The sequence below is a fragment of the Streptomyces sp. NPDC001781 genome, from assembly GCF_053596035.1.
Genome location: NZ_JBSFFI010000042.1, coordinates 22,859 through 43,571 on the forward strand (window position 1 = coordinate 22,859; position 20,713 = coordinate 43,571).

The window sequence follows — 20,713 nt, forward strand, 5'->3', positions numbered from 1 at the left end:
TCACCGTCTCGGTGGTCCTCCGCCCGGGCTCCACCGCCGGGGCGCGATCCGGGCCCCTACCGGTCCTCGTGGCCGCGCTCCTGCTCGTCCCCCAGCCACTCCCTGACCTCCTGGCGCAGCGAGCGCTGGAACGTGGTCAGGAGGGCCTGGACGACCAGGGGCTGCATGTGGGCGGAGAGGGTGCGGACGTCCTTCGGGGTGTGTTCCGGGACCGCGTCGCGTAGCAGGGAGGAGAGCTCGCGGGCGGCGGCGCGGGAGTGCTCGAGGAGAGTGGTGCGGGCGGCCAGGATGACCTCCTGGGAGAAGGGGAGGTCCAGGAGCTGCACGGCGAGGCGCAGCAGACCGGAGTCGACACGGTGGACGTCGTCCGCCCCGCCGGGTGCCAGGACGTCCATGGCCGTGAGCCGCCGTACGTCGTCCTCGGTCAGCCGGCGCCCCGCGCGGCGGTCCAGCTCGGCGCGGCCGACCGTCTCCACCGCCTCCGGGGCCCAGGAGGAGACGACGGCCCGGTGCACCGCGAGGTCCTGGGCGGTGAGATCGGCCGGGAGCCGGCTGATGTACCGCTCGATCGCCGCCAGCGTCATCCCCTGCTGCCGCAGCTCCTCGATCAGTGCCAGCCGGGCCAGGTGCTCACGGCCGTACCGGCCGACCCTGCGGGGGCCTATCTCGGGGGGCGGGAGCAGACCGCGGGTGCCGTAGAAACGCACCGTGCGCACGGTGACGCCGGACCGCGCGGCCAGCTCGTCGATGGTGAGGGTGGGGTCCTCGGCCTCGGTCGTCATCGCAGCAGTATCGCTGTCGCAGCAGGAGTGTGAAAGCCGCGAAGGTCATGTGAGAAGTGCCGCTCTGTGACGTGGACAACCGCATACCGGTTGATCTCTCTGGGAAGCTGCTGCCTTGGTCTGTACCGCGACACGATCGTGCGGCGGGCCGCCCTGTAAGGAACCGGTCCCTCGTGGTCCGGGAGTACCAGAGAGTGGAACCGACCCGTGAGCAAGGACGCCGTCGACTCGGCCCCGGCCGCTGCCCCCACGCAAGCGGCCCAGACGCCCGCGGACGCGGGCGACGCCGGTTACAGCAAGGACCTCAAGGCCCGCCACGTCAACATGATCGCCATCGGCGGCGCCATCGGCACCGGCCTGTTCCTCGGAGCGGGCGGACGCCTGCACAACGCGGGCCCCGCGCTCGCCCTGGCCTACCTGGTCTGCGGCGTCTTCGCCTTCTTCGTGGTCCGGGCGCTTGGCGAGCTGGTCCTGTACCGCCCGTCCTCCGGGTCCTTCGTGTCGTACGCGCGCGAGTTCCTCGGTGAGAAGGGCGCCTACGTCGCCGGCTGGATGTACTTCCTGAACTGGTCGACCACCGGCATCGCCGACATCACCGCGATCGCGCTCTACACGCACTACTGGAGCATGTTCACCTCCATACCGCAGTGGGTGCTGGCACTCGTCGCGCTGGCCGTGGTGCTCGCCGTGAACCTGATCTCGGTGAAGATCTTCGGCGAGATGGAGTTCTGGTTCGCGATCATCAAGGTCGCCACCCTGGTGGGCTTCATGCTCATCGGCATCTTCCTGCTGGCAACCCAGCACGACGTGGGCGGACACCAGCCCGGCGTCAGCCTCATCACCGACCACGGCGGGGTCTTCCCGCACGGCATGATGCCCGTCGTCCTCGTGATGCAGGGCGTGATCTTCGCGTACGCCGCGCTCGAACTGGTCGGCGTCGCCGCCGGTGAGACCGCCGAACCCGAGAAGGTCGTCCCGCGCGCGGTGAACTCCATCATGTGGCGTGTCGGCGTGTTCTACGTCGGCTCCGTGGTGCTGCTCGCCCTGCTGCTGCCCGGCTCGGTGTACTCCGCCGACCAGAGCCCGTTCGTGACCGTCCTGTCCAAGGTCGGCATCCCGGCGGCCGGCGACGTGATGAACCTCGTGGTGCTCACCGCCGCCATGTCCTCGCTGAACTCCGGCCTGTACTCCACCGGCCGCATCCTGCGCTCCATGGCCACGGCCGGTTCCGCGCCGAAGTTCACCGCCCGGATGAACCGCAGCCAGGTCCCCTACGGCGGCATCCTGCTGACCTGCGCGGTCTGCGTGCTCGGCGTCGGCCTGAACTACCTCGTTCCCAGCCAGGCGTTCGAGATCGTGCTGAACGTGGCCTCCCTCGGCATCATCAGCACCTGGGTGATCATCATGGTCTGCCATGTGATCTTCGTCCGCCGCGCCCGCGCGGGCCTGGTCACCCGGCCGCGGTTCCGGCTCAGGTTCAGCCCGGTCACCGAGATCGTCACCATCGCCTTCCTGCTGGTCTGTCTCGGCATGATGTGGAACGACCCCGAGGTGGGCCGCCGCACCCTGTACCTGATCCCGCTGATCGCGGTCCTGCTGGTCGCCGGCTGGTTCGGCGTCCGCCGCCGCGTCAGCGCGAACGCGGAGCGGGAGCTGGCCGACCTCACGGACTAGCAGTTCACGGCCACTGTCAGTGGCAGCCCTTACGGTGGCGTCGTGTCGGAGATCATTTATGTCCGGGGTGACGCCACCGCGCCATGTGCGCGGGGCGCCAGGGTGATCGCCCATGTGTGCAACGACATCGGCGGCTGGGGGAGGGGCTTCGTCTCCGCGCTGTCCGAGCGCTGGCCGGAGCCCGAAGCGGCCTACCGCGCCTGGTACAGGGGGCGGGCGGCGAACGACTTCGCACTGGGCGCCGTCCGGCTCGTCGAGGTCGGCCCGCGCCTGTGGGTGGCCAACATGATCGGCCAGCACGGCATCAGGGGGCGCGGCAAGGGCGTCCCGGTGCGGTACGAGGCGATCGACACCGCGCTCGGCCGCCTCGCCGGCCAGGTGGTCCCACTCGGTGCCTCCGTGCACATGCCCCGCATAGGCTGTGGCCTGGCGGGCGGCGAGTGGTCGCTCGTGGAGCCGCTCGTCGCCGGGCGGCTGGCGGGGCGGGGCATCCCCGTGACCGTGTACGACCACGGGGAGGGCGCATGACCGACGTGCTTGTGCTGGGCGGAGCCGGGGTGGACACCGTCGTCCGCGTGCCCGAGCTGCCGCTGCCCTTCGCCGACAGCTATCCCGTCGACACCGGAGTGCACACCCGCGCCGGGCAGACCGGCGACTTCGTCGCGCTGGGCCTGGCCGCGCTCGGCCTCGACGTCCACCATCTCGACCTGATCGGCGACGACCCCGAGGGCGACCTCGTCCGGGCGCTGCACCGGGACCGCGGCATCGCCCTGACCGCGCTGCCCCAGCCCGCCGGAACCAGGCGCGCCGTGAACCTGGTCGGCCCCGACGGCCGCCGCCTCTCGCTGTACGACACCAGCCGCGCCCGCCCCGGCGACCGCTTCCCCGACGAGGTGCTGCGTCCCCTCGCGGCGGCCGCCCGGCACGTCCACGTGACCATCACCCAGCCCTGCGCCGAGGCCCTGCCCCTGCTCCGGGAAACAGGCGTGCCGCTCTCCACGGACCTGCACGACTGGGACGGCGAGAACCCGTACCACGAGCCGTACGCCCTCGCCGCCGACGTGGTCTTCCTCTCCGCCGCCGCGCTCTGCGACCCCGAGCGCACGATGCGCCGGACGGCCGAACGCGGCCGGGCCCGGGTGGTCGTCGCGACGGCGGGAGCCGAAGGCGCCCATCTGCTGGCCGACGGCGTACTGACCCACGTCCCGCCCGCGGCCCCGCCCGCCCCCGTGGTCGACTCCAACGGAGCCGGCGACGCCTTCGCAGCCGCCTTCCTCTACGGCCGCCTCGCCGGGGAGCCGCCCGAGCGCTGCGCCCGCTACGGCGCCCTCGCGGGCGCGTACGCCTGCACCGTCCCCGCCACCCGCACCGACGCGATGGGCCGTGACGGCCTCCTGGGGGAGGAGACCGTCACGGCCTGAGGGCTGTCCCGCAATCCCCGGTGGATCAGCGCACGGCGGCAGACGCGGTGCATCGCAAGGCGGAGGGCCGCCCTCATACCGGACGTATGCGGGCGATCCGACAACGCGGCGAGGCGCCGTAGCTGTCGACGCGCGCCCGCCGGGGATCACGGGACAGCCCTTGGGCATCCCGAGGCATCCGGGGCTCAGTGCGCGTGCACGTCGTTCGTCGCCTCGATCCTCTTCCACGACTCCGGCTGCGCGATCCTCGCCGCGAGCGGCCGGGGCGACGAGGCGGAGCCCCGCGTGTCCGGCTTCGACGGCTGGAACAGCCAGGTGTCGAAGAGCGCCGCCAGCGGCTTGCCGGACACCTGCTCCGCGTACTTCTGGAAGTCGGCGACCGAGGCGTTGCCGTAGGCGTGCTGCCTCGGCCATCCCTTCAGCAGGGCGAAGAAGGCGTCGTCCCCGATCTCCTCGCGCAGCGCCTGCACGGCCAGCGCGCCCCGGTCGTAGACGGCGAGGTCGAACTGGGCGTCGGGGCCGGGGTCACCGGGCTTGACGGTCCAGAACGGGTCGCCGGCCGGGTGCGAGGCGTACACGTAGTCCGCCAGCTCGCGGGTGGTGCCCTCGCCCTCGTGCTCGGACCAGAGCCACTGCGCGTACCGGGCGAAACCCTCGTTGATCCAGATGTCCTTCCAGCCCTTGAGCGACACGTCGTCGCCGTACCACTGGTGGGCCAGTTCGTGCACGACCACCGAGGTGTTGGAGCCGGCCGCGAACTGCCTGGGGCTGTAGTAGACGCGGGTCTGTGTCTCCAGCGCGTACCCGGTGGTGGTGTCGGGGACGTAGCCGCCCGCCGAGGAGAACGGATACGGCCCGAAACAGCCGCTCAGCCAGTCCACCAGCTCACCGGTACGCTCCACGCTCGCCCGCGCCGCCCCGTCGTTCGCGCCGAGGTTCTTGCTGTACGCGTTGACGACCGGGACCCCGCCCTCGGAGGTGGAGGTGGTGATGTCGAAGCGGCCGAGCGCGAGGGTGGCCAGGTAGGTCGCCTGGGGCTTGTCCTGGCGCCAGTTGTAGCGGGTCCAGCCCAGCTTCGAACTGGTCGACGCCAGCGTGCCGTTGGAGATCGCCTGGGTGCCGTCCGGTACCGCCACCGACACGTCGTAGGTGGCCTTGTCGCCGGGGTGGTCATTGCTCGGGAACCACCACCAGGCCGCTTCCGGCTCGTCCGCCGCGATGGCGCCGTCCGGGGTGCGGTGCCAGGTGGAGAACCCGTAGGCGCTCTTGGTGGACGGCACCCCGCTGTAGCGGACGACCACGGTGACCTGCGTGCCCCTGGTCAGCGGGGTCCTCGGCGTGACCACCAGTTCGTGCTCGCCCGACGTGGTGAACGCGGCCTTGACGCCGCCGACCCGCACCTCGCTGACGTCCAGCAGGAAGTCCAGGTCGAAGCTGGACAGGTCCTGCGTGGCCGTCGCCAGGATGGTCGCGGTGCCCTGCAGCTCGTCCGTCCTCGGCTGGTACTTCAGCCGCAGGTCGTAGTGCGAGACGTCGTATCCGCCGTTGCCGTACTTCGGGTAGTAGGGGTCGCCGATGCCCGGCGCGCCAGGGGCGAAGGCCGCGGCCGATGCCGGGATCGCCAGCAGGAGGGAGGCGGCCGCGAGGGCGCTCGGCGCGAGGATTCTGCGGTGCACGTCAGCTCCAAGTCTTCTGGACAGGAAGTCTGTTCGGAGCCCATTCAGTCCCGGCCGCTCCTGGCGTGTCCACGACCCTTGCGGTCACACGATCGCCATTCAGCCGTCACGCGTCCCGGTGAGCGCCGAAAGGCCCTCTTCTGCACGGGAGTTGCCGGGGGTAGCGTCCGTCCATGCCGATTCGCTCGCTCTGGAGAACCCTCGCGGTCCTGGCCGTCGGTGCGCTGACGGCCGTCCTCCTCGCCCCGGCCGCCGCCCAGGCGGCACCGCGCGAGAGCAGGCCCGTCTACTCGTACGCCGACGCGGTCCGGGAGTCCGTCTGGGTGGACACCGGACTGGACGGGGACGGCGACGGCCGCACCGACCGCGTGGCAGCCGACATCGTCCGCCCGGCCGAGCCCGCCCGGCAGGGCCGCAAGGTGCCCGTCATCATGGACGCCAGCCCCTACTACTCCTGCTGCGGCCGCGGCAACGAGAGCCAGCGCAAGACGTACGACGCGCAGGGGCACGTCGTGCAGATGCCGCTCTTCTACGACAACTACTTCGTGCCGCGCGGCTACGCCTTCGTCGGCGTCGACCTCGCCGGCACCAACCGCAGTGACGGCTGCGTGGACGTCGGCGGACGCTCCGACATCGGTTCCGCCAAGGCGGTCGTGGACTGGCTCGGCGGCCGGGCCCGCGCCTACACCGCCCGGACCGGCGGTACTTCGGTGAAGGCGAGCTGGACCGACGGCGCCACCGGCATGATCGGCAAGAGCTGGGACGCCACCATCGCCAACGGCGTCGCGGCAACCGGCGTACCGAACCTCAGGACCATCGTCCCGATCAGCGGCATCTCCTCCTGGTACGACTACTACTTCGCCCAGGGCGCCCAGCTCTACGACGGCGGGCCCGACGAACTCGCCGGGTACGTGGAGAGCGACCAGGCCCACTGCGCCGCCGTACAGAGGCGACTCGCCGACGGCAGCCCCGACTCGGGCGACTGGACCCGGCTGTGGACCGAGCGGGACTACGTGAAGGACGCGGGCAAGGTCCGCGCCAGCGTGTTCCTGGTGCACGGCATGCAGGACCTCAACGTCCGCACCAAGCACGTCGGCCAGTGGTGGGACGCACTCGCGCGGCACGGTGTGGAGCGCAAGATCTGGCTCTCCCAGACCGGCCACGTCGACCCCTTCGACTACCGGCGCGGCGCCTGGGTCGACACCCTGCACCGCTGGTTCGACCACGAACTCCTCGGCTACGACAACGGCATCGACCGCGAGCCCATGGCCGACATCGAGCGCCACCCCGACCAGTGGACCACCTCCGCGGTCTGGCCCCCACGCGACACCCGGACCACCGCGCTGTACCCGGCCCGCGGCAGCACGCCCGGCGTCGGCACCCTGGGCCGGCACCGGGCCACCGGCACCGAGACGTTCACCGACGACCCGAGCCGGAGCGAGACCGACTGGGCGGCCGAGCTCACCAGGCCCACGCCCGACAAGGCCGCCTTCGTCACCCCCTCGCTGGCCGGCCCGCTGCGGATCTCCGGCTCCTCCAGGGTGACCGTCACCGCCACCCCGAGCACCACCGGCGCCCACCTCTCCGCGGTCCTGGTCGACCTCGGCCCCGACACCATCCGCGACTACGCCGACGCCGGCGAGGGCATCACCACCCTCACCGGACGCACCTGCTTCGGCGCGAGCACGGCCGGCGACAGCGCCTGCTTCAGGGCCACCGCCGCCAGGACGGCCGACGTGGACGCCACCGTCGTCAGCCGGGGCTGGGCCGACCTCGGCCACCACGCCTCCCTCGCCAAGGGCGTCCCCCTCACCCCCGGCCGCGCCTACACGATGACCCTCGACCTCGCCGCCACCGACCACGTCGTGCCCAGGGGCCACCGGCTGGCCCTGATCGTCGCGGGCACCGACAAGGACCTCGTCGAACCTCCCGCCACCCGCCCCACCCTCACGCTCGACCTCGCCCGCACCACCGCCCGCATCCCGCTCGCCGGCGGCCCGGCCGCGCTGGACCGCGCCACCACCGCGGCGCCCGCGCGGCGCACGCTCACCGTCGTCGGTACCCCGCGCTGCCCGGCGGGCCACGGCGACGGCTGCGCCGAGGACGCGGAGCGGTAGACACCGGACCGGGCGGGGGTGGGACGATCACACCCTCGCCCAGTCCACCGGTCGGAGTGCACATGCCTGTCGTCACCGAGCTGACGTACTACCCCGTCAAAGGCTGCGCCGGCGTGCCCGTCGGCCAGGCGCGGCTGACACCCGCCGGACTGACGCACGACCGGAGCTTCATGGTGGTCAGCGAGGAGGGCGTGTTCCGCACCCAGCGGCGCGACCCCCGGCTGACCCTGATCCGGCCCGGCATCACCCACGACGGCACCCGCCTCACCCTCCGGACGGACGGCTTCGAGCCGCTGGCCATCGACGTCGACGCCTCCGGCCCCGCACGCCCCGTCGAACTGTTCGGCGTCGCCTACCGGGGGATCGACCAGGGCGGCACGGTGGCCGACTGGCTGTCCTCGGTGCTCGGCGCGCCCAGCCGGCTGGTCCGCGTACCGCCCGACCACGACCGGGTGACCGACGGCAGGACACCGGGCACCTCCGGGTACGCCGACAGTTCCGCCGTGCACCTCGTCTCCCGCGCCACGCTCGGCCTGCTGAACGAGAAGCTCGGGGAACGCGGTGCGGAACCGCTGCCGATGAACCGCTTCCGCCCCAACATCGTCGTCGACGGCTGGCCCGAGCCGCACACCGAGGACCGCGCCCACCACCTCACCCTCGGCTCGGCCGAACTCGGCTACACCAAGCTCGCCGTCCGCTGCGCCGTCACCACGGTCGACCAGGAGACCGCCGCCCGCTCGGGCCCCGAACCCCTGCGTACCCTCGCCGGCTACCGCCGCGCCGCCGGGGGCGGGGTCGTCCTCGGGGTGAAGTACGCCGTGCTGCGCCCCGGCAAGGTGTCGGTGGGGGACGAGGTGGTGGTCGCCGAGTGGGGGGAGTCGGAGAGGTAGGCCGCCGTACGGCCCGCACGCCCTCGACCGCGCGTACGCCCGCCGCCGGACGGGCCGGTCCACAGGCAGCGGCTGGACAGCGGGCCCCCCGCGCCAGGACGTACGCCTCGCCCCTGACCGTCCTCGGGCGGTGTCGGTGGCGTCCGCCGTGACGTCCGCGCCGATGCCGATCCCGCTCAGGGCGGCCGCGAGTTGGCGAGGAGGCCGACGCGGGGGCCCGACGAGCAGCACCCGGCGAGGCGGGGCAGCGACAGCGCGGTGAGGGCGGCCCGGTGGACCCGGCCGTGGAAACGGAAGGGACCGGTGCCGTGGCGTCCGCCGCGGTCGAGGTCGTACCCCGGGCGGGGCGCCGGTGGCAGCGGTCCGGGGGGCTTTGGTCCGTGACTAAGATCGGCGTCCTGATGACTGCCACCCTCGTCGCCAAGAACCTCGCCGCCGGCCACGGCGACCGCTCCCTCTTCACCGGGCTCGACCTCGTCGTCGCACCCGGTGACGTGATCGGGCTGGTCGGCGCCAACGGCGCGGGCAAGTCCACGCTGCTCAGGATCCTCGCCGGGCTCACCACGCCCGAGGAGGGCGAGCTGCGGCTCTCCCCGCCGACCGCGACCGTCGGCCACCTCCCGCAGGAGCCGGAGCGCAGGGAGGGCGAGAGCGTGCGCGACTTCCTGGCCCGCCGCACCGGCGTCGCCGAGGCGCAGCGGACCATGGACGAGGCCACCCAGGCCCTGGTCGACGGCCTCCCCGGCGCCGACGACGCGTACGCCACCGCGCTGGACCGCTGGCTGAACCTGGGCGGAGCGGACCTCGACGAACGCGCCGAGGACGTGACCGGCACCCTCGGCCTCGCCGTGGGCCTCGACCGGCCCATGACCTCCCTCTCCGGGGGCCAGGCCGCCCGCGCCGGACTCGCCTCCCTGCTGCTCTCCCGCTACGACGTCTTCCTGCTGGACGAGCCCACCAACGACCTCGACCTCGACGGCCTGGAGCGGCTGGAACGCTTCGTCACCGGCCTGCGCGCGGGCACCGTCGTCGTCAGCCACGACCGAGAGTTCCTCACCCGAACCGTCACCAAGGTCCTCGAACTCGACCTGGCCCAGCGGCAGATCAACCTCTACGGCGGCGGCTACGCGGCCTACCTGGAGGAGCGGGACGTGGCCCGGAGGCACGCCCGGGACGACTACGAGGAGTACGCCGACAAGCGTGCCGCCCTCCAGGACCGGGCGCAGACGCAGCGCTCCTGGATGGACAAGGGCGTCAAGAACGCCCGGCGCAAGGCGGGCGGCGACAACGACAAGATCGGCCGCAAGTTCCGCAGCGAGGCCAGCGAGAAGCAGGCGGCCAAGGCCCGGCAGACCCAGCGGATGATCGAGCGCCTGGACGTGGTGGAGGAGCCGCGCAAGGAGTGGGAGCTGCGCATGGAGATCGCCGCGGCCCCCCGCTCCGGCGCCGTGGTGGCCACCCTCCGGGACGCCGAGGTCCGGCGCGGTGACTTCACCTTCGGCCCGGTCTCGCTCCAGATCGACTGGGCCGACCGGATCGCGGTCACCGGGGCCAACGGCGCGGGCAAGTCCACCCTGCTCGGCGCGCTGCTCGGCCGGGTTGCGCTGGACCGCGGCGACGCCACGCTGGGTTCCGGCGTGCTGGTCGGCGAGGTCGACCAGGCCCGCAAGCTGTTCCACGGCTCGGAGTCGCTGCTCGACGCCTTCCAGGCGGCCGTCCCGGACACCGAGCCGGTCGAAGTACGCACGCTGCTCGCCAAGTTCGGTCTCAAGTCCGACCACGTCCTGCGTCCGGCCGCGTCCCTCTCGCCCGGCGAGCGCACGCGCGCCGCCCTCGCCCTGCTCCAGGGCCGGGGCGTCAACCTCCTGGTGCTGGACGAGCCGACCAACCACCTCGACCTGCCCGCCATCGAGCAGCTGGAGTCGGCGCTCGACGCCTACGAGGGCACGCTCCTGCTGGTCACCCACGACCGGCGCATGCTGGACGCGATCAAGGTGAACCGCCGTCTGGAGATCGCGGACGGCAGGGTGACCGAACGCTGAACCCGCCTCTCCGGCCCGGCTTCGCGAAGCCGGGCCGGAGAGGCGGGCAGGGGTCAGCGGCTGCCCTTGCCGGGGTCGACCAGACCCGCGCGGCGCAGGGCGTCCGCCATGGCGCTGTTGGACGGCGCCGGGGCGGGACGGCCGCCCCGGTCCTTGCCGCCACCGCCCCCACGGCCCTGTCCGCCCTGTCCGCCCTGGCCACCGCCCTGACGCCGGCCCTGACCGCCCTGGCCCTGCCGCTGCTGGGGCGGGCGGGCACCGCCGCCCCGCTGCTGCCGGGGGCCGCCGCGCTCCTGCGGGGCCGCCTCGTCGTCCAGCCGCAGCGTCAGCGCGATCCGCTTGCGCGGGATGTCCACGTCCAGGACCTTCACCTTGACGATGTCACCCGGCTTGGCGACGTCCCGCGGGTCCTTGACGAACGTCTTCGACATCGCGGACACGTGGACCAGACCGTCCTGGTGGACGCCGATGTCCACGAACGCGCCGAAGGCGGCCACGTTCGTCACCACGCCCTCCAGCACCATCCCGGCGGACAGGTCGGAGATCTTCTCCACGCCCTCCTTGAAGGTGGCCGTCCTGAACGCCGGACGCGGATCGCGCCCCGGCTTCTCCAGTTCCCTCAGGATGTCGGACACGGTCGGCAGACCGAAGGTGTCGTCCACGAAGTCGTCGGCCCGCAGCGAGCGCAGCACCCCGGTGTTGCCGACCAGCGAGGCCACCTCCTGCCCCGTGGCCTTCACCATCCGCCGCACCACCGGGTACGCCTCCGGGTGCACGCTGGAGGAGTCCAGGGGGTCGGTGCCGCCCCGGATGCGCAGGAATCCCGCGCACTGCTCGTACGCCTTCGGGCCCAGCCGGGACACCTTCTTCAGCTCCGCGCGCGAGGCGAACGGCCCGTTCTCGTCGCGGTGCGCCACGATGTTCTCGGCCAGCGTGGCGGAGATGCCGGACACCCGTGAAAGCAGCGGTACGGACGCGGTGTTGACGTCCACGCCGACGCCGTTCACACAGTCCTCGACCACCGCGTCCAGCGAGCGGGACAGCTTCACCTCGGACAGGTCGTGCTGGTACTGGCCGACACCGATCGACTTCGGGTCGATCTTCACCAGCTCCGCCAGCGGGTCCTGCAGACGCCGGGCGATGGAGACAGCGCCACGCAACGACACGTCCATACCGGGCAGTTCACGGGAGGCGTACTCCGACGCCGAGTACACCGACGCACCCGCCTCCGAGACCATCACCTTCGTGAGGTCCAACTCCGGGTGCCGGGCGATGAGCTCGGTGGCCAGCTTGTCCGTCTCACGGGAGGCGGTGCCGTTGCCGATGGCGACCAGGTCGACCGTGTGCTCCTCGGCCAGCCGGGCCAGCCTGGCGATCGCCTCGTCCCACTTGTTGGCGGGCACGTGCGGGTAGATCACATCGGTGGCGACGGCCTTGCCGGTCGCGTCCACCACGGCCACCTTCACCCCGGTACGGAAACCGGGGTCCAGGCCCAGCGTGGCGCGGGTGCCGGCCGGGGCGGCCAGCAGCAGGTCCCGCAGGTTGGCGGCGAACACGTCGACCGCCTCGTCCTCGGCGGCCGTACGCAGCCGCAGCCTGAGGTCGATGCCGAGATGCACCAGCACCCGGGTGCGCCAGGCCCAGCGGACCGTGTCGGTCAGCCACTTGTCACCGGGACGGCCCCGGTCCGCGATGCCGAACCGGCCCGCGATGATCCCCTCGTACGAAGACCGGCCCTCCGTCGGCTCCTCCGGTTCCAGGACGAGGTCGAGGACCTCCTCCTTCTCGCCGCGCAGCATCGCCAGGATCCGGTGCGAGGGGAGCGCGGTGAACGGCTCGGTGAAGTCGAAGTAGTCGGCGAACTTGGCGCCCGCCTCCTCCTTGCCGTCCCGGACCCTTGCGGCCAGCCGGCCGCGCGTCCACATCCGCTCGCGCAGCTCGCCGATCAGGTCGGCGTCCTCGGAGAACCGCTCCGTCAGGATCGCCCGCGCGCCCTCCAGCGCGGCCTGCGCGTCCGCGACACCCTTGTCGGCGTCCACGAACGCGGCCGCGGCAGACGCCGGTTCCACCGACGGGTCGTTCAGCAGCCCCTCGGCCAGCGGCTCGAGACCGGCCTCCCGGGCGATCTGCGCCTTGGTGCGCCGCTTCGGCTTGTAGGGGAGGTAGATGTCCTCCAGGCGCGCCTTGGTCTCGGCGCCCCGGATGCGCTCCTCCAGTTCACCGGTGAGCTTGCCCTGCTCGCGCACCGATTCCAGGATCGCGCTTCGGCGCTCCTCCAGTTCGCGCAGGTACCGCAGCCGCTCCTCGACGGTGCGGAGCTGCGCGTCGTCCAGGAGTTCGGTCGCCTCCTTGCGGTAGCGGGCGATGAAGGGCACTGTCGAGCCGCCGTCCAGCAGCTCGACCGCGGCCTTCACCTGCCGCTCCCGTACGCCGAGTTCCCCGGCGATCCTGCTTTCGATGGACCCTGTGAGGGGTGTCGTCACGATCCCGTACCGCCTTCTGATGCTTACCGTTGCGCGGCAATTGTGGCAGGTGGTACGGGCCCGGCGACGACAGGGCGCACCGGGCGCCCCGGGTCAGGCGCGGCTGCTGGAGGCCCCGCCGAACAACCGGGCGAGCGCCCGGAACGGCAGGGTGACGACAGTGGCGATGGCTCCGCCGATCTGACGCAGGACATCGGCGATGGCACGGAACATGAGAGAACTCCAATCCACCCGGCGGGTCGCCCGGTCCGGACCGGATACCCCGCGTACGGACCGTCACGCCCGGCCCGTTCACCCGGTCGTGGGCACGCCCCAGGCGAAGCGGGGCTCCCGGCGTTCCAGGAAGGCGGTCACGCCCTCCTCGGCGTCGGTGGAGGCGAGGGCCTGGGCGGTCCAGTGGGCGTCGCGGTCGGTGCGGCCGTCGGCGTACTCCTTGGCGGCGGCCTGGGTGAGCAGGGAGCGGACGGTCAGGGTGGCGGTGAGGGCGGCGACGCGCTCGTCCAGCTTGCCCCGCGGGAGCACCTCGTCCACCAGGCCGGTGCGCAGGGCGCGGTCGGTGCCGATGAGCTCGGCCGTGAAGAGGAGGTGCTTGGCGGTGGCCGGGCCGACCAGGGACACCAGACGACGGGTGGAGGAGGCGGGGTAGACGATGCCGAGCCGCGCCGGGGTCACTCCGAACAGCGCGCCCTCCTCCGCCAGCCGGAGATCGCAGGCGGCCGCGAGCTGGGCGCCGCCGCCCACGCAGTGACCCCGGACCGCGGCGATGGCCGGCTTGGGGAACGCGGCCAGCGCCTCCTCGGCGGCCACCGCGAGACCCTGCGCCTCGGCGGGCGAGCCCCGCAGCGTGGAGATGTCCGCGCCCGCGCAGAAGGTCCCGCCCTCCCCGCCGAGCACCAGCGCGCGCACCTCGGGATCGGCGGCCAGCTCCGCCAGCAGCGGGGGCAGCGCCCGCCACATCGCGGCCGTCATGGCGTTGCGCTTGGCGGGGTTGCGGATGACGACGGTGGCGACGCGGTCGGTGACGGTGTGCGACAGCTCGGGCTCCATGCGGCGGATGCTATCCGCGGGCGCCGGCCACGGCCGGGTGAGTTAGCTCGCACCACCCGAGGGACAAAAGGAGAGAAGGGCAGCGAAACAGGGGCGATCAAGGAGGCGGCGATGGCCGGATCCGGCAGAACCGAGACGAGGGGCGTGAAGGGTCTGAGCCGGAGTTTCAGCTGGCTCGCGGTGCTCGGTGTGGTCCTGGTGGTCGCCGGGATCGTGGGCCTGGTCTACACGGCGGTGGCCACCCTGACCTCGATGATCCTCTTCGGCTGGCTGCTGCTGACCGGCGGAGTCGTGGGGCTGCTGCACGCGGTGCAGGCACGCGGCACCAGTTTCTTCTGGCTCGGCGTCATCGTGGCCGCGCTGAACATCGCCGCCGGTGTCGTCGTCATCCGGATGCCGCACGCGGCCGCCGACGCCCTGACCATGTTCGCCGCGCTGCTGTTCCTCGCGGCCGGTCTCTTCCGGCTGGCCGGCAGTCTGATCGTGCGTGGCCCCCAGTTCGGCTGGACCCTGCTGCTCGGCGCCTTCGACCTGCTGCTCGGCATCCTGGTGCTGGTGAGCTGGCCGGCCAGCAGCCAGTACGTCATCGGCTGCTTCTTCTCGCTCGCCCTGCTCTTCGACGGCCTCGGCCTGATCGCCGCCGGGTACGCAGGCCGCCGTGTGGTCGGCATGGTGGGTGAGGGGACCACCGCCTGAAGAGTCCGGCGCCCGTACGGACCTGACCGACCCGTACAACCTGAACAGATCTCGAACCGGACGCCGGGACGACAGATGCGGTCATCCGCGCGACTGTGCCGTACGGATGCGGTCGTAACCGTTCGATACCCGCCGACTTGTGTTCAGTCCTCCGGAGCGGACCCCGGCGTTACCAACACTCGACGTGTGGTGACAATCGAGCGCGAGGGTGGCGACTGGACGATGGACGACCACGGGCGCGGAGGTGTGCCGCGCCCCGCGGAGGGCGCCGAGCGCCCGCCCGGACCTCTGCCGTACGAAGGAGTGTGGCGGTTCACCGCGCCCGCCGTGGACGCCTCCGTCCCGCAGGCGCGGCACGCCGTAAGGGATCTGCTGCTGCGCCAGGGCGTACCGGTCGCGGACGAAGTGGTGGACGGGCTGCTGCTCATCGTCTCCGAGCTCGTCACCAACGCGGTCAGGCACGCCGCGCTGCTCTCTCCGATGCTCGGGGTCGAGGTGGCCGTCGGCGCCGAGTGGGTCCGGGTCTCGGTGGAGGACAACCATCCCTACCGTCCCACCGCACTGGAGGCCGATCACGGCCAGACCGGAGGCCGGGGGCTGCTGCTGGTGCGCGAGGTGGCGCGCGAGTCGGGCGGCGCGGTCGACGTGGAGCACACGGCGAGTGGCGGCAAGGTGATCTGGGCCGCCCTGCCGCTCAAGCCCGCGCTGTCCGGGTGAGGGCCGACCAGGCCCCCGGGAGCGAGGCCCCGCCGGAGCCCCGCACGGCGTCTACCAGCCCGCGGCCGACCCGGTCAGTTCCTTGATCGCCGGACGCGCCGCGTCCAGTACCGTCATGAACCACGCGGAGAACGGCTCCCGCGCGTGCCGTTCCGCCAGCTCGGCCGCCGTCACGAAGGCGGTTTCGCCGACCTCCTCCGGGTCCGGCGCCGGCGCCTGCTGCACCAGCCCGACGAAGAGGTGGTTGTACTCCTGCTCCACCAGGCCGGAAGCCGGGTCCGGGTGGTTGTAGCGCACGGTGCCCGCCTGGGCCAGCAGCGAGGGCGAGACGCCCAGCTCCTCGTGGGTGCGCCGGGCCGCAGCCGCGAACGGCGCCTCGTCGGGGTAGGGGTGACCGCAGCAGGTGTTGGACCAGACACCGGGGGAGTGGTACTTGCCGAGCGCCCGCTGCTGGAGCAGCAGCCTGCCCCGCTCGTCGAAGAGGAACACCGAGAACGCCCGGTGGAGCAGCCCCGGCGGCTGATGGGCGGCCAGCTTCTCCGCGGTGCCTGTCGTCACGCCGTTCTCGTCCACGAGTTCCAGCAGGATCGGCTCCGCGGTGCCGTTCGGCGAGCTGTGCGTCTCGGTGGCTGGTGTGATCGGCATACTCATCCTTCGCGTCGGTCTTCGCTCCCCAAGTCTGCCGTACGAAACCGGCACTCCCGGCACTTCCCGGCACGCCCGCATGTCCCGAACCGGTACAAGTGCCTCAGTGGCAGAGGCGCGCCTCGTGCTCCGCGTGCCCGCCCGGCTCCAGCTGGAAGGTGCAGTGCTCCACGTCGAAGTGGTCGCCCAGACAGCCCTGCAGCTCGTGCAGCATCTTCTCGTGGCCGATGGCGTTCAGCGCGTCTGTACTCACCACCACATGTGCGGAGAGCACAGGCATGCCCGAGGTGATCGTCCAGGCATGGAGGTCATGTACGTCCTCCACACCGTCCAGCGCCAGGATGTGGGCCCGTACCTCGGTCATGTCGACGTCCTTGGGTGCCGCCTCCAGCAGCACGTCCAGCGTCTCCCGCAGCAGCCGCAGCGTCCTCGGCACGATCATCAGCCCGATGAGCAGCGAGGCGATCGGGTCCGCGGCCTGCCAGCCGGTGGCCAGGATCACGGCGGCCGAGACGATCACCGCCACCGAGCCCAGCGCGTCCGCGGCGACCTCCAGGAAGGCGCCGCGCACATTGAGGCTCTCCTTCTGACCGCGCATCAGCAGCAGGAGCGAGACGGAGTTCGCCACCAGGCCGATCGCGCCGAACACCACCATCAGCCCGCCGTGCGTCTCGGCGGGCCGCAGGAACCGCTGCACCGCCTCGACCAGCACGTAGCCGCCCACCCCGAGCAGCAGCACGCAGTTGGCGAGCGCGGCCAGTATCTCGGCGCGGGCGAAACCGAAGGTGCGGTGGGTGCTCGGCGGCCGGGCCGCGAAGTGGATGGCCAGCAGCGCCATGATCAGGCCCACCGCGTCGGTCGCCATGTGGGCGGCGTCCGCGATCAGCGCCAGGGAGTCCGCGACCAGACCGCCGACGATCTCGACCACCATGATGGTGAGCGTGATACCCAGCGCCGCGCGGAGCCTGCCCCGGTACGCGGCCGCGGCCGTACCCGTGGGCGGCACATGGCTGTGCGCATGCCCGTGGTCGTGCCCTGCCCCCATGAGAGAACCGCCCTTCAGCGCCGCGCGCCGCCTCGCGATCGAACGCACCGGCTCACAGTGAACTACGGTCGGCCGTCACCGGGCAACGCGGCACTGAACACCGTTGTCATATGCTCTGACCTGCGGAAACGATCCGCAGGTCAGAGCCCTGCGGTGGTTCCTAACGGCTGCGGTGGTGCTGCCAGCCCGCCCACGCGGAGGACACCATCTCCGGCAGCCCCAGCCGGGCCCGCCAGCCCAGTTCGGCCGCCGCCCGCTCGGCGGAGGCGACCGCGCGCGGGGCGTCCCCCGGGCGCCGGTCCTCGATCACCGGCTCCCGCCGGTCCCCGGTGACCTCGCCGATCAGCGTGATCAGCTCGCGCACCGACACCCCCTCGCCCCGGCCCACGTTCAGCGTCAGATCGCCGGCCGGGGCGTCCTCGGAGAGCCGGCGGGCCGCCGCGAGGTGGGCCCCGGCGAGGTCGGCCACATGGATGTAGTCGCGGACACCGGTGCCGTCCGGCGTCGGGTAGTCGGCGCCGAAGATCCGGGGCGCCTCGTCGCGGGTCAGCCGGTCGAAGACCATCGGGACGACGTTGAACACCCCGGTGTCGGCCAGCTCCGGCGCGGCCGCGCCCGCCACGTTGAAGTAGCGCAGGCACACCGTGGAGACGCCGTGCGCCCGTCCGGCCGCGCGGACCAGCCACTCACCGGCCAGCTTGGTCTCGCCGTAGGGGTTCACCGGGACGCACGGGGTGTCCTCGGTGATGAGGTCCACGTCCGGGTTGCCGTACACGGCCGCCGAGGAGGAGAAGACCAGCCGCCGTACGCCCGCGTCCGCCACCGCGTCCAGCAGGGTCGTCAGGCCGCCGATGTTCTCCCGGTAGTAGCGGACGGGCTCCGCCACCGACTCCCCGACCTGCTTGCGCGCCGCGAGATGCACCACACCGGTCACCCCGTGCTCGGCGAACACCCGCTTCAGCAGATCCCCGTCCAGCGTCGAGCCCTCGACCAGCGGGACGGCCTCGGGCAGCCGCTCGGGCACCGCCGCCGACAGATCGTCCAGGACGACGACGTCCTCCCCGGCCCCGTGCATGGCCCGCGCCACGTGGGCCCCGATGTATCCGGCTCCGCCGGTGATCAACCACGTCATGTCCGCAGACCCTATGTCGCGCGTGACCGTGCGTCCCCGATGCCCCGATGCGTGCCGTTTGGCGGGGCGCGGTTTGTGGGCCGGCCCTCCGATCCCCGATGATGACCGCGGCACAGGCGGGCGCGGTCCCGGTGGACCGGGCCTGAACGCCCGGTGAACGGGTGCACCCGCCCATCCGATAGCCTCTGCCGACATGCCGCCCCGGCGAGCCGCAGGCGAGGGGCGCCCCCAATCACGCAGCAGACCGGCGCCGACACGCCGGACCCAGGGAGTGAATTCGGTTGCCGACCGCCATCGTCACCGGTCAGCCGGTCCCCGGATCGTCCCTCGAAGGAGATCTGCGGTCCCTCGGCTTCGACGTGCGCACGGCCGCCGACACCGCCGAGGCCCGGACCCTGGTCGCGGCCGTCCCCGCCGACGGGCGCGTGGCCCTGGTCGACGCCCGCTTCGTCGGCCACCCCCACGCCCTGCGCCTGGGCCTGACCGACCCCCGCTTCCCGCTCGCCGCCGTCCCCGGCGCCGTCACCGCCCAGGGCGCCGCCCGGCAGAAGCTGAGCCGGGCCCTGGACGGGCAGGACCAGACCCAGGACGAGACCGGCGGCGCCACCGCGGTCGCCGTGGACAGCCTGCCCGACCGCCTGGTCACCGCCCTTGACGCGGACGGCACCCCGGTGCACCGCCCCGAACTGGGCAGCCTGGTCGCCGCCGTCCCCGCCGACCCGCAGGCCCGCAACGAGGCCCGGCAGGCCGTCCTCGCCGTCGACGAGGAGGACATACGCCTGAAGTCGGCGGTGAAGTCCCGCGACGGCTTCTTCACCACCTTCTGCATCAGCCCCTACTCGCGCCACCTCGCGCGCTGGTGCGCCCGCCGGGGCCTCACCCCGAACCAGGTGACCACCGCGTCCCTGCTCACCGCGCTGGTGGCGGCGGGCTGCGCGGCCACCGGCACCCGCCCCGGCTTCGTCGCGGCCGGCGTGCTGCTGATCGCCTCCTTCGTGCTGGACTGCACCGACGGCCAGCTCGCCCGCTACTCCCTTCAGTACTCCACCCTCGGCGCCTGGCTGGACGCCACCTTCGACCGGGCCAAGGAGTACGCCTACTACGCCGGACTCGCGCTGGGCGCGGCCCGCGGCGGCGGCCATGACGACGTGTGGGCGCTCGCGCTCGGCGCGATGATCCTCCAGACCTGCCGGCACGTCGTGGACTTCTCCTTCAACGAGGCCAACCACGACGCCACCGCCAACACCAGCCCCACCGCCGCCCTCTCCGACAAGCTGGACAGCGTCGGCTGGACGGTCTGGGTCCGCCGGATGATCGTCCTCCCGATCGGTGAACGCTGGGCCATGATCGCCGTCCTCACCGCGGTCACCACCCCCCGCATCACCTTCCTTGTGCTGCTGATCGGCTGCGCACTCGCCGCGGCCTACACCACGGCCGGCCGCGTACTGCGCTCCCTGACCCGCAAGGCCCGCCGCACCGACCGGGCCGCCCGTGCGCTCGCCGACCTCGCGGACACCGGCCCGCTCGCCGGGATCCTGGCCCGCGTGCCGAGGCGCGGTCTGCCCGGCCTCGCCGTCCCGGCCGTCGCCTTCCTCGGCGGCGCCGCCGTCGTCGCCTGCTCGGCGCTGACCGGCTTCGGCGGGTGGCTGCCCGTCGCGGGCGCGGCGGTCTACGTCCTCACCTCGGCGCTCGCCACGGCCCGCCCCCTGAAGGGCTCGCTGGACTGGCTCGTCCCGCCGTTCTTCCGCGCCGCCGAGTACGGCACCGTGCTCGCGCTGGCCGCCCGAGCCGACGTCCACGGCGCCCTCCCGGCGGCGTTCGGGCTGGTCGCGGCGGTCGCCTACCATCACTACGACACGGTGTACCGCATCCGCGGCGACGCCGGAGCGCCGCCGGCCTGGCTGGTGCGCGCCATCGGGGGGCAGGAGGGGCGCACGCTGCTCGTCACCGTGCTCGCGGCGCTGCTGACCGCCTCCCAGTTCACCGTCGCGCTCACGGCCGTCGCCGTGTGCGTCGCTCTGCTGGTGCTCGTGGAGAGCATCCGCTTCTGGGTGTCCGCTGGGGCGCCCGCCGTCCACGACGAAGGAGAAACCGCATGATCGGCCTCGTGCTGGCGGCCGGCGCCGGACGGCGTCTGCGCCCCTACACCGACACCCTGCCCAAGGCACTGGTGCCGGTGGGCCCGGAGGGCGACGAGGAGTCGCTCACCGTCCTCGACCTCACCCTCGGCAACTTCGCCGAGGTGGGTCTCACCGAGGTCGGTGTCATCGTCGGCTACCGCAAGGAGGCCGTCTACGACCGCAAGGCCGCGCTGGAGGCGAAGTACGGCCTGAAGATCACGCTGAT

17 protein-coding genes and 1 pseudogene are annotated in these 20,713 nt (G+C 72.6%); 10 read left to right on the forward strand and 8 right to left on the reverse strand.

The window, feature by feature from the left end; translation table 11 throughout:
- Positions 1 to 56: 56 nt before the first annotated feature.
- Positions 57 to 793: pseudogene (locus tag ACWCV3_RS27060) on the reverse strand (MerR family transcriptional regulator).
- A 196-nt stretch (positions 794 to 989) separates the two neighbouring features.
- Between ACWCV3_RS27060 and ACWCV3_RS27065 the strand changes: the two are divergent.
- The 3 genes from ACWCV3_RS27065 to ACWCV3_RS27075 are packed head-to-tail and all read left to right on the forward strand — an operon-like array spanning position 990 to position 3,877.
- Complete coding sequence (locus ACWCV3_RS27065; protein WP_451229355.1) at positions 990 to 2,456, forward strand: amino acid permease; 1,467 nt, start codon at positions 990 to 992, stop codon at positions 2,454 to 2,456.
- Positions 2,457 to 2,498: 42 nt separating this feature from the next.
- On the forward strand, positions 2,499 to 2,984 hold the full coding sequence (locus tag ACWCV3_RS27070; protein ID WP_451229358.1) for a macro domain-containing protein: 486 nt from the start codon (positions 2,499 to 2,501) through the stop codon (positions 2,982 to 2,984).
- On the forward strand, positions 2,981 to 3,877 hold the full coding sequence (locus ACWCV3_RS27075; protein WP_451229361.1) for a PfkB family carbohydrate kinase: 897 nt from the start codon (positions 2,981 to 2,983) through the stop codon (positions 3,875 to 3,877). The genes ACWCV3_RS27070 and ACWCV3_RS27075 overlap by 4 nt, the downstream gene beginning before the upstream one ends.
- A gap of 185 nt (positions 3,878 to 4,062) precedes the next feature.
- Here the strand turns inward: ACWCV3_RS27075 and ACWCV3_RS27080 are convergent, their stop codons facing one another.
- The gene (locus ACWCV3_RS27080; protein ID WP_451229364.1) at positions 4,063 to 5,553 is read right to left on the reverse strand and encodes a M1 family metallopeptidase; all 1,491 of its coding nucleotides are present in this window, start codon (positions 5,551 to 5,553) and stop codon (positions 4,063 to 4,065) included.
- A gap of 173 nt (positions 5,554 to 5,726) precedes the next feature.
- On the opposite strand from ACWCV3_RS27080, the gene ACWCV3_RS27085 reads away from it, so the two are divergent.
- The 3 genes from ACWCV3_RS27085 to ACWCV3_RS27095 all read left to right on the forward strand — a co-directional run bounded on the left by ACWCV3_RS27085 (position 5,727) and on the right by ACWCV3_RS27095 (position 10,602).
- Entirely contained in the window at positions 5,727 to 7,670 is a 1,944-nt protein-coding gene (locus ACWCV3_RS27085) for a Xaa-Pro dipeptidyl-peptidase (protein WP_451229367.1), read from the forward strand.
- Positions 7,671 to 7,732: 62 nt separating this feature from the next.
- Positions 7,733 to 8,560, forward strand: coding sequence for an MOSC domain-containing protein (locus tag ACWCV3_RS27090; RefSeq protein ID WP_451229370.1), 828 nt, complete (start codon positions 7,733 to 7,735; stop codon positions 8,558 to 8,560).
- Positions 8,561 to 8,961: 401 nt separating this feature from the next.
- Positions 8,962 to 10,602 carry an ABC-F family ATP-binding cassette domain-containing protein gene (locus ACWCV3_RS27095; RefSeq protein WP_451229373.1) on the forward strand — a complete coding sequence of 547 codons (1,641 nt, stop codon included), beginning with the start codon at positions 8,962 to 8,964 and terminating at the stop codon, positions 10,600 to 10,602.
- Positions 10,603 to 10,655: 53 nt separating this feature from the next.
- Here ACWCV3_RS27095 and ACWCV3_RS27100 read toward each other — a convergent pair whose 3' ends face one another.
- The 3 genes from ACWCV3_RS27100 to ACWCV3_RS27110 form a co-directional block, all read right to left on the reverse strand.
- Positions 10,656 to 13,085: a Tex family protein gene (locus ACWCV3_RS27100; RefSeq protein ID WP_451229376.1), complete on the reverse strand. Its 2,430-nt coding sequence runs from the start codon at positions 13,083 to 13,085 to the stop codon at positions 10,656 to 10,658.
- Between the two features lie 93 nt (positions 13,086 to 13,178).
- Positions 13,179 to 13,298: an LPFR motif small protein gene (locus tag ACWCV3_RS27105; RefSeq protein WP_451229379.1), complete on the reverse strand. Its 120-nt coding sequence runs from the start codon at positions 13,296 to 13,298 to the stop codon at positions 13,179 to 13,181.
- A gap of 78 nt (positions 13,299 to 13,376) precedes the next feature.
- Positions 13,377 to 14,132, reverse strand: coding sequence for an enoyl-CoA hydratase/isomerase family protein (locus tag ACWCV3_RS27110; RefSeq protein ID WP_451229382.1), 756 nt, complete (start codon positions 14,130 to 14,132; stop codon positions 13,377 to 13,379).
- Between the two features lie 111 nt (positions 14,133 to 14,243).
- Between ACWCV3_RS27110 and ACWCV3_RS27115 the strand changes: the two genes are divergently transcribed.
- Positions 14,244 to 14,828, forward strand: a complete 585-nt coding sequence (locus tag ACWCV3_RS27115; RefSeq protein WP_451229385.1) for an HdeD family acid-resistance protein — start codon at positions 14,244 to 14,246, stop codon at positions 14,826 to 14,828.
- Positions 14,829 to 15,050: 222 nt separating this feature from the next.
- Complete coding sequence (locus tag ACWCV3_RS27120) at positions 15,051 to 15,545, forward strand: ATP-binding protein (protein ID WP_451229400.1); 495 nt, start codon at positions 15,051 to 15,053, stop codon at positions 15,543 to 15,545.
- Positions 15,546 to 15,596: 51 nt separating this feature from the next.
- On the opposite strand, the gene idi is transcribed toward ACWCV3_RS27120, so the two are convergent.
- The 3 genes from idi to galE form a co-directional block, all read right to left on the reverse strand.
- On the reverse strand, positions 15,597 to 16,190 hold the full coding sequence (gene idi / locus ACWCV3_RS27125; RefSeq protein WP_451229388.1) for an isopentenyl-diphosphate Delta-isomerase: 594 nt from the start codon (positions 16,188 to 16,190) through the stop codon (positions 15,597 to 15,599).
- A gap of 103 nt (positions 16,191 to 16,293) precedes the next feature.
- Positions 16,294 to 17,235 (reverse strand): cation diffusion facilitator family transporter, encoded by a 942-nt coding sequence (locus tag ACWCV3_RS27130; protein WP_451229391.1) that lies wholly within the window; start codon positions 17,233 to 17,235, stop codon positions 16,294 to 16,296.
- A 160-nt stretch (positions 17,236 to 17,395) separates the two neighbouring features.
- On the reverse strand, positions 17,396 to 18,367 hold the full coding sequence (gene galE / locus ACWCV3_RS27135; protein ID WP_451229394.1) for a UDP-glucose 4-epimerase GalE: 972 nt from the start codon (positions 18,365 to 18,367) through the stop codon (positions 17,396 to 17,398).
- A 281-nt stretch (positions 18,368 to 18,648) separates the two neighbouring features.
- On the opposite strand from galE, the gene ACWCV3_RS27140 reads away from it, so the two are divergent.
- Both ACWCV3_RS27140 and ACWCV3_RS27145 read left to right on the forward strand, forming a co-directional pair.
- Positions 18,649 to 20,466: a DUF5941 domain-containing protein gene (locus ACWCV3_RS27140; RefSeq protein ID WP_451229397.1), complete on the forward strand. Its 1,818-nt coding sequence runs from the start codon at positions 18,649 to 18,651 to the stop codon at positions 20,464 to 20,466.
- Positions 20,463 to 20,713, forward strand: a 251-nt coding sequence (locus ACWCV3_RS27145; RefSeq protein WP_392219818.1) for a sugar phosphate nucleotidyltransferase, incomplete at its 3' end; no start/stop codon positions are given. The genes ACWCV3_RS27140 and ACWCV3_RS27145, both read left to right, overlap by 4 nt.

What these genes read in the sequence shown, in the direction of transcription:
- ACWCV3_RS27075 (WP_451229361.1), top strand. Translation starts at nt 2,981, where the DNA reads ATGACCGACGTGCTTGTGCTGGGCGGAGCCGGGGTGGACACCGTCGTC.
- ACWCV3_RS27085 (WP_451229367.1), top strand. Translation starts at nt 5,727, where the DNA reads ATGCCGATTCGCTCGCTCTGGAGAACCCTCGCGGTCCTGGCCGTCGGT.
- ACWCV3_RS27090 (WP_451229370.1), top strand. Translation starts at nt 7,733, where the DNA reads ATGCCTGTCGTCACCGAGCTGACGTACTACCCCGTCAAAGGCTGCGCC.
- ACWCV3_RS27095 (WP_451229373.1), top strand. Translation starts at nt 8,962, where the DNA reads ATGACTGCCACCCTCGTCGCCAAGAACCTCGCCGCCGGCCACGGCGAC.
- ACWCV3_RS27105 (WP_451229379.1), bottom strand. Translation starts at nt 13,298, where the DNA reads ATGTTCCGTGCCATCGCCGATGTCCTGCGTCAGATCGGCGGAGCCATC.
- ACWCV3_RS27110 (WP_451229382.1), bottom strand. Translation starts at nt 14,132, where the DNA reads ATGGAGCCCGAGCTGTCGCACACCGTCACCGACCGCGTCGCCACCGTC.
- ACWCV3_RS27115 (WP_451229385.1), top strand. Translation starts at nt 14,244, where the DNA reads ATGGCCGGATCCGGCAGAACCGAGACGAGGGGCGTGAAGGGTCTGAGC.
- ACWCV3_RS27120 (WP_451229400.1), top strand. Translation starts at nt 15,051, where the DNA reads ATGGACGACCACGGGCGCGGAGGTGTGCCGCGCCCCGCGGAGGGCGCC.
- idi (WP_451229388.1), bottom strand. Translation starts at nt 16,190, where the DNA reads ATGCCGATCACACCAGCCACCGAGACGCACAGCTCGCCGAACGGCACC.
- ACWCV3_RS27130 (WP_451229391.1), bottom strand. Translation starts at nt 17,235, where the DNA reads ATGGGGGCAGGGCACGACCACGGGCATGCGCACAGCCATGTGCCGCCC.
- galE (WP_451229394.1), bottom strand. Translation starts at nt 18,367, where the DNA reads ATGACGTGGTTGATCACCGGCGGAGCCGGATACATCGGGGCCCACGTG.